We start from the raw sequence: 18,029 nt of genomic DNA, 5'->3' as shown, positions 1-18,029 counted from the left end.
GGAAAGCAAATTCTAAAACCTAATTTCTGTAAAAATATGCACCGACAATATTTAATTTCAGCAAGTTAACGATTTTTTTACTACCTGTTATTTATAGTTAAACTTCTGATTTGGAGTAGATGATCTAACTGACTGTTTGCTGAACGTAACGAGCCGCTACTCCAAAGTATAGCTAGTTGATTTATCCTATTGTTTAACTGTGTACGTTGATACAAAGGTAGAATAGATATGCAATATTTTGCAGTCGTTACATTAAATGGTCTCACCCTTGCCGCTCTCTATTTTCTAGCGGCAAGTGGCTTTACCCTAATCTTTGGTCTCATGCGCACAGTAAATATGGCACATGGTGGATTATTACTGCTGGGCGCCTATCTTGGCTATGAAATCACAACCGCATCCGGCTCATGGGTTATTGGCCTTGTTGGCAGTGCTATCGGTACCGCGGCCGTAGGTGCCTTGATTCAAGCGTGCCTGCTAGGACGTTATCAGGGGGAAGAATTACGACAGACACTTCTTACGATTGCCTTATCGATAATTCTTGCTGACCTGATGTTGGCCTATTGGGGCGGCATCACCTATCAAATCGAAATGCCTGCATTATTAAGCGGTAGCGTTTTCCTGCCAGTGCTGAATATTGGTTATGCTGCGGTGCGCATCTTTGTGATGGTTTTGGCCATCGGCATTGGTGTTGGGCTGTGGCTCCTTATTTCCCGTACGAAACTGGGCATGATGATTCGTGCCGGCGTTGATGACAGGGATATGCTACGCGCCTTAGGTTTCAATGTGGGTCGCATTTTTATTTATGTCTTTGCACTTGGCGGGGCGCTTGCCGGTGTCGCTGGCAATGTGGCCGCCAGCGCGCTATCCGTTGCCCCCGGTACCGATGTACAATACCTACTATTCTCATTGGTGGTTGTGATTGTAGGCGGTATGGGTAGCGTTGGCGGGGCAGCATTAGGTGCTTTAATGGTTGGATTAGCCGAACAATATGGCCTTGCCTATGCACCGACCTACAGCGTGGTTTTCACATTTGGCCTCATGGTTCTGGTGCTCGCCTTTCGCCCACAGGGACTAATTGGAAAGGCAGAAGTATAATGACACGGTTTAGTAGATCCCGGCATGCCTTAATGATTATGGGACTGGTTTTCCTGTTATTCCTGCCACTTTTTGCGGATCAATTTTGGCTTACACAGATTGCAACCCGAGCTTTGCTTTGGGGTATAATTGCCATCAGCCTCAGTTTTCTAGCCTCATATTTGGGGGTTGTATCATTCGCGCAAATGACCTTGGCAGGCATTGCTGGCTATACCATTGCCTATTTTGGACCAAATACAGTTGAAAATGTTGGGGTTTTACTGCCCTGGCCTGTTACGGTCATTCTAGCACTTTTATTTGCCACATTAGCTGGAGCACTTCTCGGGCTTATCTGCCGCCGGTCAACAGGTATCTATGCCATTATGATTACCTTGGCTATTGGCATGACTTTCTTTTTTCTAACCCGTCAGAATTACTCGCTTTTGAATGGCTGGAACGGTTTCGCTGGATTGGATGCACCTATTATCGCTGGCATTGATATTAGCGCGCCGGTACCTTTTTATTTTCTGGTACTTGCTGTCGCGCTTTTTGCCAGCCTATTGATTGAAGGGTTTATCAAGTCACCGCTTGGTCTTGTTATTCAGGCCGTGCGTGACAATCCAGAACGGGTCATGTCGGTAGGTATTCCATCACCACCTGCCATTATCACAGCTTACGCTGTTTCAGGTCTCATTGCTGGTATGGGTGGTGTTTTACTGGTTTGGTATTATGGCCGTATTTCTTCATTTTCAGTCGGACTTGACCCCATCCTAGATGTTTTGATTATTGCTGTGATTGGTGGGCTTCGAAAGCCATCCGGTGCTTTCGTTGGTGCCCTCATCTTTGTGCTAATTGATGTTTTTGCAATAGACCTGATTTCGCAGGATCGGTTTAACACAGTTATAGGACTCGTATTATTGTTAATTATGATCATGTCACCGCAAGGTCTAAGTGGCATGGCAGGTAAAATGTTACATTTTTTTGACCAAAAACAGGTGAGGAGTTAACCCCTTTTTTCTTTTTTGTTTTGTTTTTCGGGTGACATACAAACCACAAAAACTGAGAGGAAGAAAAATGTTCAAAAAAGCATTTTTGAAGTGCCTGATGGCCTTTGCGCTGGTCATGACAGGTCAGAATACTGCCTTTGCGGCAGATATAAAAATAGGTGTGATTTCGATCTTGGAAGGTGCCTTCGCGGCGCTTGGCCAAGATGGCATTCGCGGCGTTGAATTAGCTGTCAAAGAATTTGGTGGTATGGCTGGTGGCAAAAAAATCACCCTATCCACCATGTCATCGAATGCAAGTCCTGAATCAGCTGTTAACAGTGCCCGCAAATTGATTGAAAATGACAAGGTCAATATTATCGTCGGCCCGCTCAGCGGTAGCGAGGGTATTGCTCTTCGTGATTTTTCTAAAACATACCCCCATGTAACGTTTTTTAATGGCTCATCTGCCGCACAGGATACAACTTTGCGTCAGTCTTCTGATAATTTTTTCCGTTTTGGCGGTGATGGCGCACAGTGGCAGGCTGGCCTTGGCACTTATGCCTATCAGGACAAAGGCTATAAGAAAGTCGTTGTGATTGCAGAAGACTATTCATTCCCATATACCCAGGTTCTGGGCTTTATGAATGAATTCTGTGACGCTGGAGGGCGGGTACCAGAAAAATTCTGGGTGCCGATTGGGAACAAGGACTACAACTCAATTATCTATTCGATTCCGAATGATATTGATGCGATGTATGTGGCCTTGGGTGGGGCTGACGCCATTAATTTCCTGACCCAGTATCATCAGGCGGGCGGTACGAAACCCATCATTGGTGGTACGATCACGATTGACCAGTCAATTCTGGATTCAAAAGGGCCATTCCGTAAATTACTGGTTGGTGCACCCGCTGGTACCCCGACTGTCAGTGATTTTGACCATCCTGAATGGAATAAATTTGCTGATGCCTACCGTGCTGAATTTCCAGATGGGTTCACATCCCCAACTATTTTTGCTCATCATTATTATATGAGTGCAAAAGCGGCGCTTCTGGGTCTTGATCAGGTGGATGGCAATTTATCCAACAACCATAAAGCCTATCGTGCGGCATTGACCAACCTAGCGTTTGTTTCTCCCACAGGGGGAATTATGCGCGTTGACCACAATCGCAACGGCATTATCGACAACTTCATCACCGAAGTGTTTGAAAAGCCGGATGGCACACTTGGTAATAAGGTAATCAAAGTTGTCGGTGACGTAAATCAGACCCTTGGTATGGATGCTGAAACGTTTCTTGCCCGTGGTCCGGTCAGCCGCGACAACCCATCTTGCCCATGACCAATAAAAACATGAAGCATGACAACACCCTCGAAATTGAGGGTGTTGTCGGGCGCTTTGGCGGACTTGCCGCCGTAGATAACGTTTCCATGTGTATCAGGCGTGGTGAACGGCGCGCTGTGCTTGGCCCAAATGGTGCTGGAAAAACCACATTATTCAATTTACTGGCTGGCATTCATCCTGTGGCAGAAGGTAGCGTATTTTTAAACCAGTGTGACATCACAAAAATGGCACCGAACAGACGTGTGGATCTCGGCCTTCGCCGAACCTATCAGAATGCCAAATTGTTTGACGGTCTTACAGTACGAGAAAATTTGTTGATTTCGCAATGGGGCGCAACTAATGGCTGGACGTCATGTCTACCCTTTGCCCAGCTTAGCCAGTCTCCGATTACTGAAATTATCGAAAATGTAGCCGAACAGGTTGGGTTAACTGATGCCCTATCCGAAACTGCCGGCGCACTTTCGCACGGCAAAAGACGTCAACTTGAAATCGGTATGGCCTTGGCAGGCGAACCCATAATGCTGTTGCTTGATGAGCCTGCGGCCGGACTCTCACCTGCTGAACGTGTCCTCTTGAGCAATCTGCTTGGCATGTTAGCTAGGGAAATAACACTCATTATAATCGAGCATGATGTTGACCTTGCCTTGCAATATGCTGATTGGGTCAGCGTTATGCATAATGGCAAAATTATCGCTGACGGTAGCCCATCAGACATTATGGATAACGATCATGTACGCATGATCTATATGGGAGGCACATAATGGCCACCGGAACTTCGCCTCGATCATGCCTGAAAATCCAAGACTTAAACGTCCATTACGGCAGTAGCTATGCAGTGCAAAACGCAACCATTGTCCTAGACGCGGCCAAGCCATTATCCATCGTTGGACGAAATGGTATGGGAAAGACCACCTTATGTAACGCCATTATGGGGTTATTGCCGGTAACATCGGGCACCCTTGAATTTCACGGTATTGACATCACAAGCCGGTCTCCTGACGACCGTGCCAAATTGGGCATTGGCTATGTGCCGCAAGGACGACGGTTATTCCGTTCACTTACTACTGATGAACATCTGCGACTAATTGCCAATCCCAAAGCAAATGGCAAATGGACTATTGAACGCATATACGACATTTTCCCCCGTTTGAAAGAACGCCGCACACATCTTGGTGATGAGCTATCCGGTGGCGAAAAGCAGATGCTTGCCATTGGTCGGGCATTACTTCTGAATCCGAATTTATTAATCATGGATGAACCGACAGAGGGGCTGGCACCTGTCATTGTGGAACAGGTAGTCACGCTTCTCCAAAAACTCAGCGCAGACGGTATCGCTTTGCTGATTATTGAACAGAATCTCCAGGTGGCGCTTCAGGTAGCGGATCATGTTGGCATTATGGTTAATGGTGCCATTGTTGAGTATCTCCCCTCAGCAACACTTGCTACAGATCCGGACCTGCAACAGCGGCATCTGGGGATCGGCGTCAACAATACCTCTACACAACCTAAAACGGCAAAAGCATTATGAAAAAAGCACCAAAATCTGCCTATGTAATAGGCACGTTTGACACCAAAGCGCGTGAATTGGACTATGTTGCCGACCTCATCAAGGCTAGGGGTATTAACACAACTACCGTTGATATTGGTATTAAGAGCAAGCAAAATTTTGCAGATATATCAGCACGTGACGTCGCGGCGCATCATCCCGTATCAGCATCTAGCGTTTTTGTTGATGATCGGGGAAACGCCGTCACCGAAATGGCGCGTGCGCTTAAAGCCTTAATCCTCACACGTGATGACATTGGCGGCATTATTGGTCTTGGTGGTTCAGGCGGCACCGCAATGATTACGCCTGGCATGCGCGCATTACCAATCGGCATTCCAAAATTGATGGTGTCGACTTTAGCATCTGGAGATGTATCCGAATATGTAGGGCCAAGTGACATCACGATGCTTCATCCTGTAACCGATATAGCTGGCCTCAATCGTGTGTCCTACAAGGTGCTTAGCAATGCGGCACATGCGATGGCTGGAATGATGACCGGGCCAACACCAGATATTGATACCAGCAGGCCGGCCATTGGTTTGAGCATGTTTGGCGTGACCACCCCTTGTGTTCTGGCGATCACAGACATGCTGGAAACTGATTTTGATTGCCTCGTTTTCCATGCCACCGGTGTTGGTGGCCAATCACTCGAAAAACTGATCGATCAGGGGGATATTAGCGGCGTTCTGGATATAACAACGACTGAAATATGTGACCTTTTGGTTGGCGGGGTGCTAAGTGCTGGCGAAGATCGGCTTGGTGCCGTTGCCCGCACTCAAATACCCTTTATCGGCTCATGTGGTGCGCTGGATATGGTCAATTTCTGGGGTATTGATAGCGTGCCTGACAAATTCAAGTCACGCAATCTATACCGACATAATGAACAGATCACCCTGATGCGAACCACGCCTGCAGAATGCGCCCAAATTGGCGCATGGATTGGCAATAAACTGAACGCTTGTGATGGCGAAGTCGATTTTCTTCTGCCATTAAAAGGTCTGTCAGCACTGGATATTGAAAATGGTCCTTTCCATGACAAAACCGCCAATACGGCTTTATTTTCAGCACTGGAAGATACAGTCAAACAGACCAGCAAGCGCCGCCTTCACAAACTTGATCTTCACATAAATGACCCAGCATTTGCAAAGGCTGCTGTCTCGTTATTCCAAAACGCCATCGCCAGACAATCATCAAAATAATGGGAAAATAAATCATGTCTCAAAAAAATGACCGCGCCAGCATCCTGAAACGTTTGCGTGCAAAAATTACCGATAAGCAGTTAATTATTGGCGGGGGTGCTGGCACTGGCCTGTCGGCACGTTGCGAGGAGGCTGGCGGCGCTGATCTGATTGTCATTTATAATTCTGGTCGCTATCGCATGGCGGGGCGGGGATCACTTGCGGGCTATATGGCCTATGGCAATGCTAATGAAATCGTTATGGAAATGGCCAAAGAGGTATTGCCGGTGGTGCATCATGTTCCGGTTCTGGCGGGCGTCAATGCGACCGATCCCTTTTTATTGATTGATCCCTTCCTGGATGAGATTAAGCAAATCGGCTTTGCTGGCGTCCAGAATTTTCCCACAATGGGGCTGATTGATGGGGCTTTTCGTGCCTCTTTAGAAGCTACTGGCATGGGTTATGATGCTGAAATCGACATGATTGCCCGCGCCCATAAGAAAGATCTTCTCACAACACCCTATGCCTTCACCAAAGAAGAAGTCATCGCGATGACAGAAGCAGGTGCCGATATCGTCGTCCCCCATTTTGGTTTGACAGCTGGGGGCACCATTGGCGCGGTGGATACCAGCTCGATTGAGGCATGCGCCGCACATTTCAATGACTGGGCCGAGGCGGCGTTAAGCATCCGTTCCGATATCATCCTGATCGCGCATGGTGGCCCTCTGGCAGAACCGCAGGACGTTCGGAAATTTCTAGCTCTTTGTTCTGAATGCCATGGATTTTATGGTGCCAGCAGTATGGAACGGCTACCCACCGAACTGGCAATCACCGCGCGCACAAAAGAATTCAGCGATCTAAAACCTTAAACCCCACATATTTAATAACTATAGGAGATACCCATGATCCATGTAGATTATTCAACCATCATTCCGGCACCCATAGCGTCGGTATGGTCCATCGTTGCCGACTTTAACGGCTTGCCAAACTGGCACCCCGCCGCAACAGAAAGCTATATCGAAGACGGTAAACATAATGGTGAAGTTGGCTGTATACGCAATTTTGCCCTGTCTGACGGGTCGGGGCGCGTACGCGAAACCCTGCTTGCTATCTCACAAATTGACCACAGTCTAACCTATGACATGCTGGATGCGCCTTTGCCCTTTATTGACTATGTCGCTATCATGTCATTTCAGGCCATCACCGACCGCGACGAAACATTTGCGCGTTGGGTGGCCGATTTTAAGGCTGGCGACGGCCGCGATGATCACTGGCAGGCTTTTGTGCGTGATGAGGTGTTCGCCGGCGGTTTCAAGGCTTTGGAAAAGGCCATTCGGTCTTAAGCGCGGGGCAAAATCTACATAACGTCCAACGCCATATCTTGCAACGCCATATCTTGCATACTGAACTGCATCTCGACAAGCGGAGAAACACTTGGCAGTAACTCCGAACTACCACTATTATGTGCATCCTCACCTGGGCTGGAATCCTGATCAGGTGGGGGCGCACCAACCCTTATCATAATATAGCCTTCCGCTTCTGCACCATCGGCATCGGTGATTTTGTAAAAAATCTTTACCTTACCGTGAAAATTATTCTGTGGCGTAAAGGTAACATTCTTATTTGCCGTATCGATTGTGACGTTGCCCACATTGGTTCCAGATTCTTTTTGTGCCGGCGTGCGATCATCACTGATGATCTCAATACGATGATAATCAAGTAAAATAAGATTCTTGGCTAGGGTCTTGTCGTCGGCATCGTTTCCCGTAACACCAATCAACGCGGGAGTATCGTGTGGTACAGCCTTAAAGTCTGGCACCGGCACAGGTGGACGATTTTCTGCGGTCGTAAGTGGCTCGCCATTGCTTCTGACCAGACCAATATGTGGTGATGAAGCTGTTTCTTTCTCATCCCTTGGCAAAGATATGGCGCGGTTTTCGGAATTTTCATTTTCGGTCACATCGATTATTCTATGGTTGGCTTTATCAAAACGGTACTGGCGAGCTAAACCATCTTCGTTTTCCAGTTCCCTATGTTTATTTTGCTTTATCTGGTTTGCATTTCGGGCTGTATTCCAGAAACGAATGTTATAGAGGTCACCTTCAAAGAAGCCATTATAAAAACCTTTGCCTATATCTGTGATCGTGAAAGCATCTGTCCAAGAATTATTTTGTAAATTACTCCAAACAGAATATTCACCATTGATATATTGTTTAAGAACACCACTTTCGCGTGTCAGGGCGATATGTACCCACTGATTTTTTTCAAAAGGTTTACCCGCACTAACAATATCACCATGGTTCGTCTCCGCGTACTCCAGATCCCTAAATCGCCACCACCGCGCATTAATAAGGACTGCTAAATTTGTATTTGAGTCATCCTTGAATCCCCAGAATACGCCATCCACCGGTGACAGCGGCGTGGAAACCCTAACCCATGTTTCCATGGTAAAATCCTGGTCTGCTGCAACCTGCCAGTCGGGAATATCAATGCCTCTCGTACCATCAAAATGAAAGTATTTGAATACGTTAGAACCCCCTCTAGGAGGGTCTATCGATATGGATCCATCCGAAAAAAGGGGAAGTGGTCTTGAATTATTGGTATCGTCAACTATACGACTCGAATCGCTATCAAAGCTATATTTACGTAACAACCCATTTTCGTCTGCCTCTACATCCCTTTCTTTATTTTCATTAATCTGTTGCTGGGATCGGGCGGTATTCCAGAATCTGATATTATCCATCTTACCCATGAAATCCTGTGACGACGAAATTGACTTGCCTATATGCGTAACCGTCACATTTCCGACCCAACTTAAACGGCCTGTGGCATTAATGGGCACTCCATCCAGATAAACGGTAATGGTGTCGTTCTGCCTGACAAGCGCGATATGAAACCATGTATTGGCCTCAACTTTCTGTGTCACCACGGCATGGTTTATACCGTCATAAATGCGAAACAGTTGCTGGTAGAAATTCATATCAAAGGTTTTGGGTGCTCCACCGTCTGTAATTGTTCCAAATAAAAGTGAGTCATTATTGTTCAAAGGCTCATCAATACTCACCTGCATCTCAATGGTGAAGTCCCCGCTTAGTTCAATGGGCTGATTTCCAAGAGATACAGGTGTAGTCCCATCTAGCCTCAGATAATATCGGTCTGAATTGGCCAGCACATAAATTGGTTCTAAACTTAAGTTGGCTTGATCTGGTATTTGATAGAGCAAAACCGGATTGTTCTTTTGCCTTTCATCAACGCCATTGATTTTCCAATGCGAGAATACACGCCTTGTCAAACCGTCAATATAGAAAGGTTGTGCCACAAACACATCGAGAAATCCGACAGCAACATCACTAAACCTATGCGATCCGGAACTGGGATTATCTGGCGATTTAAGGCGTAGGAACTGATAATCATCGCCAGGTGCGACCAGCTCGAGTGTGGTTTTTTTAACCTTCAAATTATATGGATTGTATCCGGTCATCCCGGAACCATCGCGTATCGATGGCGTGACTCTGTAATAGGTGGGGCCAGGATAACCATGCCCTGTGTTTGGGATGAAAAAGATGATATAGCCATCCTTATCCATCACGCCGTCACCTCCGGGATGCGAATGCTCATTATGCTTCAGCTGCGACGACCATCTGATGTCAGATGAATCCAAACTTTGATTACCAATAGGAAGATCAGGGTCAATAGCGGTGGCTTTCAGGCGCACTTCATGTCCCGCCTTGAATCGGTATGTTGAGTCATCAGGTTGAATATTTGTTTCCAAACCTTCTTCCTTGATCTCGCTAAAACTCACTTCTGGACGCTTTCCGATCTTGATTTTGCGGGTCTCAAAGCGCGTCACTTTGCCCCTGAAATCGGTAACTTCAAGCAACACATCATACACCCCAAGGCTGGTATATGTATACGTTACCTGGCGCCCTTCTGCCACCAGACTATTGTCCCCTCCATGATCAAAGTACCATTTATAGCGTAGTTGCGAATCTGCCCCATCTGGATCCTCGACATCGGCGGTAAAGGTTACAGTATGTGGGGCTGTGTCGGATTCCTTTTGCTCCTCACCTATAACAATCCCTGTGCCCGTAAGTGGTAAATTATTGCCAAAAACCACCCGAAATATACGGCTGGTGAAATCGAAAATACCACCTACCTGATGCGTTGTAATGACATATAGCGCGCCGTCCGGCCCAACTGTCATCGCCAATGGCCTACCAGCCATATTAGTCATAAACTGGTCGCCCTTAATTTCAGCCACTTTCATTTTATGACCACCAGCCACTGGCGATGCCACAGGTTCCAGCTTTAATGAATGAATCACAGTCCGTATCCAGTCACCATACATATAGCGACCTTGATATTCGTCTGGAAACTTGAATTCACCATCGCCTTTATACCGATACACCACCCCACCCGTGATCGAGGCACCGGCAGGGCCATTCAGAATGTTACCATCTCGTCCCGGTCCGTTAAAATGAGAATAGAGATACAGTGGCGTTCCACCATCATTTTTATTAAAAGTTGTTTCCGAGCCATCCCCTATCCAACCATGATCGGCATTCTTATAGGCAATATGGATATCCTCGGTTGATTTTCCCGCGTTATTGTTATTGCCACCGACCTCGCCGATAAACAACATGCCCGTTTCATCATCAAACCAAGCCCGCCACGGATTACGCAATCCATAGGACCAGATGGTCATCAATCGCTTCTCAAGAATTTCCGAGAGGTGACTCGCTGTATAGTCGGTATCGGTGGTACCTTCCAAGACGGGAACAATGACCGGATCGCTATTCTCAAAACTCGGGGGCTTGACAACGCTTTTACTTAGCTTGATCGATACCGTCTGCTCTATACTTTCGGTATATGAACCATCCACTATGGTCGCCCGGACTTTGATGACATAGATATTGTCTTGGTCGGCATCAGCCCGGCTGTCAAAATCCGAATTCGTTTTGAAGGTCACGACACCGGTGTTGACATTAATGTCGAATTTATCCTTATCCGCTCCATCCGAGATCGCATAGGTCACAGTGCCCGATGTGGTTCTCGCGATTGCTGAGGCCGGATTGCTGATGTCGTATTTACCTGCCACATCTGCATCATAATAGGGATTATCACTGGGGATCGACCCATCAAGATTGATCCGATGTGTCTTGCCGTCTGAATGCCCCAGATTGCGGGAATTTTTCTCCTGAAATTCTTCGCCTGTAGTGATAAAAATCTTAAAATGCTGGCGATCATCAGCGGTCAGAATTTCTGGCTTCGCCCTACCATCGCTTGGACTCCAGCCGATGGCAAGACCACCACCCTGGTGTGCATAATTGTCCACAAAATTAGGATCATGTTCCTGCCACAAAACCGTTTCACTACTCAGAATACTGGCGCTATCTGGCGTTCTTTCTTCCGTTTCACTATAGGTAAAGCGCGATACAGTGGTCAGATGCTTTCCATTGCCAACAGCTTTTGTATACATCAGATAGAAAAATCCATTCTGATTGAATGATGGATCTATCTCAATAGCGAACAGGCCACGTTCGCCACTCTTAGTCAGAATATTTGCACTAGGAATCTCAAGAACAGTTTGCACGGCAATGTCACCCGCGCTTGGGTTACCATATTTCAAAACTTTGCCACCCAGCGTCACGACCAGCAGGCTGTTCTGCAGATGCTCCTTGCCTGGCATGTTGGATGGCAGAAACTCAAGATCGGTCGCACCATCAAGTGCAGGGATCACCAGCTCGGAGCTAAAACGTGATTCTGGCGGAATGTCGGTGATATCCGCCTCGGCGGCACGCGCGTCTTCAACCTGTTCAGGGGTTTGTCCACTTGGCGTTTCCGGCCTTCCTGTGTATGTCAGAATGATTCCGGCCGGACTGGGATCTGAACCCTGCGCGTCGTTTGGCCCCTTATATCTGAGGGTAAGTTGACCATCCTGGCCGACCTCAACATTATTAACCGTAATCCGATTGTCGGCATCAGCGGCGCCACGACCATGAGCTGGATTAGTGACCTCTGATGTCACTGTCACCCATTTCAACGTTGTTCCGCCTGCTTCGGTCTCACCGTTGATATTGACCATATATTCACGCGGGGGCGCATGTGCTGTGGAGTTAATAAAGAATTCGAGCGAATAAATACCTGGCTGTAGATTCGTATAGCTATAGGTCACTGGCCCACGCGCACCCCAATTGTTATTAGTTGGCACCCATTGGCTTCCGGGTATCCAGGGCGTGCTATGTGTTTCTTTACCAGTTATTTCCGCGCCATCGGGCGCGACACGTTTATCGCCATAAGCTTTAAAACCTTTTAGATCAAAATAATGATGGTCTAGGATTAGGGAATCAATATGATTCGGATTGGGTCGCGGGTTGCTACCAGAATTATAAGCACCTATCTTGCCAGTGATTTTCAAACCTACCTTCGTTACAATGCCATGACTTGTTTTCAGATTCGCGACTCTGATCCCATCACCTTCAATCTTTTTTGCTGTCCATGTGCTACCATAAGTGTGACCTGGGCCAATGGTAAAAGGATTCCAGACATTTCCGTTTGGTCCATTCACGCCATCTGGATCCCATTGTGATGTGACTGGTGCGGGATTATCACCAATCGCTTTTGCCGCAGCCTGAAAATCCAGCATGATGCTGTCGCCGATACTTAATTTGGGTATCTTGGGTATCCCGTCACCGTCACTGTCATCAAGGCGTGGCGTAAAATTAGACGCACGTGAATAAAGTTGTACATCGTCAAATCTGATCCACCCCTCGGAATCACCTGAGTCACGCAGAACGATTTTCAGCTTCTGTCCATAAACAGCTTTATGAAGGCTGAGTTTGTAAAGCCGTGCGGCATCAACGACCAGCACCGCTTCGGACACAGTCCCGCTACTCAATCGCACATCTTGACTGGTCAACCGCCCTATCAGCGTGTCACCAGCATAAAGTGCCACTTCCCAACTGGCAGCATCGCCAATATCTGCACTGGAATCACCAAGCGTCAGCTTCAGCACATAATCAAGATAACGCACGCCGTCTGCCCGCGTAAGAAGCGTCGAAAGTGTTTGTGAAATCTCTCCGCGCCCATTGATATATGCCACATTGTGGCCCTCGGGCGCACCGTTGTTAAGATCATCAGCTGGGGGCATAAACGTACCTGACTCGCCGGTGAACACCCATTTATCCAACGGAATTTCGTCATCAACAAGCCCTATCTGGATTGGCGCCTCAAACCCCTGATTGTCAATTTCGATTGGGTTCAGAATTTCAGCATCGTTACTACCACCAATTTTTAGGTCCTCATCACGGGTAGGCAAAGTCACATCTGCAGCCGGTGTTCCATGCGTAATCGAATCCTTGATAACACCCGGCTTATCAAATTTATAATAACGTAACAAATCAACATCAGATGGATCGACACGCGAACGCATATTGTCCTGAATATCTGTTTCAGTACGTGCCATGTTCCATACCCGAAATTCATCCATCTGCCCATTCAGGCCGCTATCGTTGGTCCACCCTTTGGCAATCTGCTTGAGGGTAAAATCAGCGCTCCACATTTTAGTCGTCAAGACTTCACTGACCAGTTCACCATCCTGATAGAGCCTCAAAGCGCCATTTTCGCGTACCAGCGCAAAATGCAGCCACTGCGACACAGCAACCACCTTTTTTGAAACAACATAGTCATTTTCAGGGTTATATACCGGTGGTTGTCCTTTCACGTCTGCTGTGGCCTTGAGGTGATTCATTGCATTAGCGCCGATAAATAGCCGCGCCTTATTGTCAAGAAAATTCAACGTGATCTTCTCACCCGAAGCGGTCACCCCCCTGAACATCCCATCGGTTCGATCAGAAATTGCATTGCCACGAGTCGTAAAATACATCCAACCTTCAATCGTAAAATCACCCGATATGGCGAGATCGGGAACCGTCACATCCCTTTCTTTGGTATAGAGTGCCGGGCTGGGTAAGGTTTCTTCAGGAGCCATAACATAGACAACCTGCCTGTCGGGCGTCCCACTCCGATCTGTGGCGGTAATTGTCACTCTAATGATTGGTTCATTTGCAAAATCAAAGGTCTGGTTGGCTTTGATTCGCAGGCTACCATTCACAATCTCAAATCTCTCATCGCTAACCAACAAGGTGACTTCATCGCCTTCATCTGGGTCAGTCGTACTGACAATAAAGCCCGTGTCAGCCGCCTCGGACTGTGTATGTCTCAGAACCGGCGTTTCTGTCATATAAAGCAAAATAGTTGGTCCCGTATTCGCCGGTGGAGTGCTGGGTTCAGCAGCTGCGGTGATAGCCGCGGTCGGTGTTGAGGTCACGCTCTCATCGGTCCCACCAGCATCCCGCCAGGATACCTTTACCGTTATCTGCCCGCCAACATCATCAGCCGTCAGCTCATAGCTGGCACCTCTCGCACCGGCAATATCGACGCCATCCTTCTTCCATTGAAAGGTCAGATCATCCGCGCTCAGATCGCCACTACTATCCTGGTCCGGTATCCCGTCACGATCCTGAAGCGCACTAAAATCGGCCGTCAGCCTCTCTCCAGCCCTCAGCGTGCCGGTAATGGTTACCCCGCCGGTTGGGACTTGATTAGCTGCGGTGATAGCCGTGGTCGGTGTTGAGGTCACGCTCTCATCGGTCCCACCAGCATCCCGCCAGGATACCTTTACCGTTATCTGCCCGCCAACATCATCAGCCGCCAGCACATAGCTGGCACCTCTCGCACCGGCAATATCGACGCCACCCTTCTTCCATTGAAAGGTCAGATCATCCGCGCTCAGACCGCCACTACTATCCTGGTCCGGTATCCCGTCACGATCCTGAAGCGCACTAAAATCGGCCGTCAGCCTCTCTCCAGCCCTCAGCGTGCCGGTAATGGTTACCCCGCCGGTTGGGGCTTGATTAGCTGCGGTGATAGCCGTGGTCGGTGTTGAGGTCACGCTCTCATCGGTCCCACCAGCATCCCGCCAGGATACCTTTACCGTTATCTGCCCGCCAACATCATCAGCCGTCAGCTCATAGCTGGCACCTCTCGCACCGGCAATATCGACGCCATCCTTCTTCCATTGAAAGGTCAGATCATCCGCGCTCAGACCGCCACTACTATCCTGGTCCGGTATCCCGTCAGCATCCCGAAGCGCACTAAAATCGGCCGTCAGCCTCTCTCCAGCCCTCAGCGTGCCGGTAATGGTTACCCCGCCGGTTGGGGCTTGATTAGCTGCGGTGATAGCCGTGGTCGGTGTTGAGGTCACGCTCTCATCGGTCCCACCAGCATCCCGCCAGGATACCTTTACCGTTATCTGCCCGCCAACATCATCAGCCGTCAGCTCATAGCTGGCACCTCTCGCACCGGCAATATCGACGCCATCCTTCTTCCATTGAAAGGTCAGATCATCCGCGCTCAGACCGCCACTACTATCCTGGTCCGGTATCCCGTCACGATCCTGAAGCGCACTAAAATCGGCCGTCAGCCTCTCTCCAGCCCTCAGCGTGCCGGTAATGGTTACCCCGCCGGTTGGGGCTTGATTAGCTGCGGTGATAGCCGTGGTCGGTGTTGAGGTCACGCTCTCATCGGTCCCACCAGCATCCCGCCAGGATACCTTTACCGTTATCTGCCCGCCAACATCATCAGCCGCCAGCACATAGCTTTCACCTCTCGCACCGGCAATATCGACGCCATCCTTCTTCCATTGAAAGGTCAGATCATCCGCGCTCAGACCGCCACTACTATCCTGGTCCGGTATCCCGTCAGCATCCCGAAGCGCACTAAAATCGGCCGTCAGCCTCTCTCCAGCCCTCAGCGTGCCGGTAATGGTTACCCCGCCGGTTGGGGCTTGATTAGCTGCGGTGATAGCCGTGGTCGGTGTTGAGGTCACGCTCTCATCGGTCCCACCAGCATCCCGCCAGGATACCTTTACCGTTATCTGCCCGCCAACATCATCAGCCGTCAGCTCATAGCTGGCACCTCTCGCACCGGCAATATCGACGCCATCCTTCTTCCATTGAAAGGTCAGATCATCCGCGCTCAGACCGCCACTACTATCCTGGTCCGGTATCCCGTCAGCATCCCGAAGCGCACTAAAATCGGCCGTCAGCCTCTCTCCAGCCCTCAGCGTGCCGGTAATGGTTACCCCGCCGGTTGGGACTTGATTAGCTGCGGTGATAGCCGTGGTCGGTGTTGAGGTCACGCTCTCATCGGTCCCACCAGCATCCCGCCAGGATACCTTTACCGTTATCTGCCCGCCAACATCATCAGCCGCCAGCACATAGCTGGCACCTCTCGCACCGGCAATATCGACGCCACCCTTCTTCCATTGAAAGGTCAGATCATCCGCGCTCAGATCGCCACTACTATCCTGGTCCGGTATCCCGTCACGATCCCGAAGCGCACTAAAATCGGCCGTCAGCCTCTCTCCAGCCCTCAGCGTGCCGGTAATGGTTACCCCGCCGGTTGGGGCTTGATTAGCTGCGGTGATAGCCGCGGTCGGTGTTGAGGTCACGCTCTCATCGGTCCCACCAGCATCCCGCCAGGATACCTTTACCGTTATCTGCCCGCCAACATCATCAGCCGCCAGCACATAGCTTTCACCTCTCGCACCGGCAATATCGACGCCATCCTTCTTCCATTGAAAGGTCAGATCATCCGCGCTCAGACCGCCACTACTATCCTGGTCCGGTATCCCGTCAGCATCCCGAAGCGCACTAAAATCGGCCGTCAGCCTCTCTCCAGCCCTCAGCGTGCCGGTAATGGTTACCCCGCCGGTTGGGACCTTATTAAGTAAAACTTGAATGACCGGATCATTTTCTGAAATAAGCCCGAGCTCGGTCTCTGCGTCCTCACGCGCTTGGCCTTTGCTGGCACCAACTTTCTGCGCGGCCATAGCCATATTGTTGACGATATTCACCGCTTCGCTTGAAGCACCACCCGATTCATCCATTTTCTTGGTGATCGTGGCCATCACCTGTACCGCCTTTTTGACGATCTCATTATCCCGGTCACCAACACGATAAATCTCAAAATCTTGAATCTGTTTGAGTGTTACATCTGTCTCAGAACCGAAAAGACCTTGGATGACTTGCTCTGTCGCATTCTCAGCAGTGGTCGTGTTGTCATCATCGGTTTCAGCGATCTTTCGCGCAGCCCGTATCAATGTGGTCAGGGGCGTTGCGATGTCGCCATCATCCAGCGTTTCTAATTGTTCACCCTTGTCATATACTTTTCCGCTATTCACATCACGTGCATTTGTCAGATCAAATTTATAACCGACAAATTCGGCACGTTGTGCAGATGTAGGGGTGAACTCACCTTTGGAATTGGTTTTTCCAAGTGGTGACGAGCTATAGCTCCCGTCTGCCCGTCGCCCATAGACAAGCGCCCCTTCTATGGGCCCGTCAGCCACTCTGATAGGATCATCGCTATTCTGAATCTGGGATTGATCATCGTCATAGCCATGCGTATCAGTTTTTTTATTATCATAAACTGATCTGTCGGAACAAGCCGCCAACCCGATCGCCAATAATGTCCAGATGAGGCCTCTGCCAGCATCCTGCTTCATCATCTTTGGTTGCTTAGAACCAAACAAAACGGACGAAGAATATCTCGCCAAAGCAGATATAGCCCGAGTGTTTATAGTGACTACCAGAGGGGGTGTATCAGCTAATTTCTCATCATTAGCGAATTCTTTGTCATGTCTATAATTTTTCATATATTTGCTACGGATTCGCATCCACCAAACGGAAAATCCGGTTTATAGGCGCGATCCATTTTCTCTTATCTGTTGCTTTTTTGGACTGTTATTTCAAATATTCTGCTCCGATTTCATTCATGCCACTACAGCATGCAGGGGGTCATAATATCGAAAAATCTTGAAATATAGTTTAGAGTGACAAATA

At 48.8% G+C, this 18,029-nt stretch carries 9 protein-coding genes; 8 read left to right on the top strand and 1 reads right to left on the bottom strand.

Annotation, left to right across the window (positions count from 1 at the left end; genetic code table 11):
* Nucleotides 1-228 precede the first annotated feature (228 nt).
* The 8 genes from SAR116_RS09210 to SAR116_RS09175 all read left to right on the top strand — a co-directional run bounded on the left by SAR116_RS09210 (nucleotide 229) and on the right by SAR116_RS09175 (nucleotide 7,466).
* Entirely contained in the window at nucleotides 229-1,095 is an 867-nt protein-coding gene (locus SAR116_RS09210) for a branched-chain amino acid ABC transporter permease (RefSeq protein WP_013046658.1), read from the top strand.
* Nucleotides 1,095-2,081 carry a branched-chain amino acid ABC transporter permease gene (locus SAR116_RS09205; protein ID WP_013046657.1) on the top strand — a complete coding sequence of 329 codons (987 nt, stop codon included), beginning with the start codon at nucleotides 1,095-1,097 and terminating at the stop codon, nucleotides 2,079-2,081. Before SAR116_RS09210 ends, SAR116_RS09205 begins: the two co-directional genes overlap by 1 nt.
* A 67-nt stretch (nucleotides 2,082-2,148) precedes the next feature.
* Nucleotides 2,149-3,396, top strand: coding sequence for an ABC transporter substrate-binding protein (locus tag SAR116_RS09200; protein ID WP_013046656.1), 1,248 nt, complete (start codon nucleotides 2,149-2,151; stop codon nucleotides 3,394-3,396).
* Between the two features lie 11 nt (nucleotides 3,397-3,407).
* Nucleotides 3,408-4,160 carry an ABC transporter ATP-binding protein gene (locus tag SAR116_RS09195; protein ID WP_049757593.1) on the top strand — a complete coding sequence of 251 codons (753 nt, stop codon included), beginning with the start codon at nucleotides 3,408-3,410 and terminating at the stop codon, nucleotides 4,158-4,160.
* Nucleotides 4,160-4,927 (top strand): ABC transporter ATP-binding protein, encoded by a 768-nt coding sequence (locus SAR116_RS13745; protein ID WP_013046654.1) that lies wholly within the window; start codon nucleotides 4,160-4,162, stop codon nucleotides 4,925-4,927. The genes SAR116_RS09195 and SAR116_RS13745 overlap by 1 nt, the downstream gene beginning before the upstream one ends.
* A complete protein-coding gene (locus SAR116_RS13740) occupies nucleotides 4,924-6,144 on the top strand; it encodes a Tm-1-like ATP-binding domain-containing protein (RefSeq protein WP_013046653.1) in 1,221 nt (406 codons plus the stop codon). The genes SAR116_RS13745 and SAR116_RS13740 overlap by 4 nt, the downstream gene beginning before the upstream one ends.
* Nucleotides 6,145-6,158: 14 nt before the next feature.
* Entirely contained in the window at nucleotides 6,159-6,992 is an 834-nt protein-coding gene (locus tag SAR116_RS09180; protein WP_013046651.1) for a phosphoenolpyruvate hydrolase family protein, read from the top strand.
* Between the two features lie 33 nt (nucleotides 6,993-7,025).
* Nucleotides 7,026-7,466: an SRPBCC family protein gene (locus SAR116_RS09175; protein WP_013046650.1), complete on the top strand. Its 441-nt coding sequence runs from the start codon at nucleotides 7,026-7,028 to the stop codon at nucleotides 7,464-7,466.
* Between the two features lie 14 nt (nucleotides 7,467-7,480).
* Here the strand turns inward: SAR116_RS09175 and SAR116_RS09170 are convergent, their stop codons facing one another.
* Nucleotides 7,481-17,695, bottom strand: a complete 10,215-nt coding sequence (locus SAR116_RS09170; protein ID WP_041860891.1) for a LamG-like jellyroll fold domain-containing protein — start codon at nucleotides 17,693-17,695, stop codon at nucleotides 7,481-7,483.
* Nucleotides 17,696-18,029: the final 334 nt, after the last annotated feature.

The sequence above is a fragment of the Candidatus Puniceispirillum marinum IMCC1322 genome (assembly GCF_000024465.1).
In the GTDB taxonomy this organism is placed as follows: Bacteria; Pseudomonadota; Alphaproteobacteria; order Puniceispirillales; family Puniceispirillaceae; genus Puniceispirillum; species Puniceispirillum marinum.
Note: the sequence above shows the minus strand (reverse complement) of the source record. Positions and strands in the feature narration are given on the sequence as shown.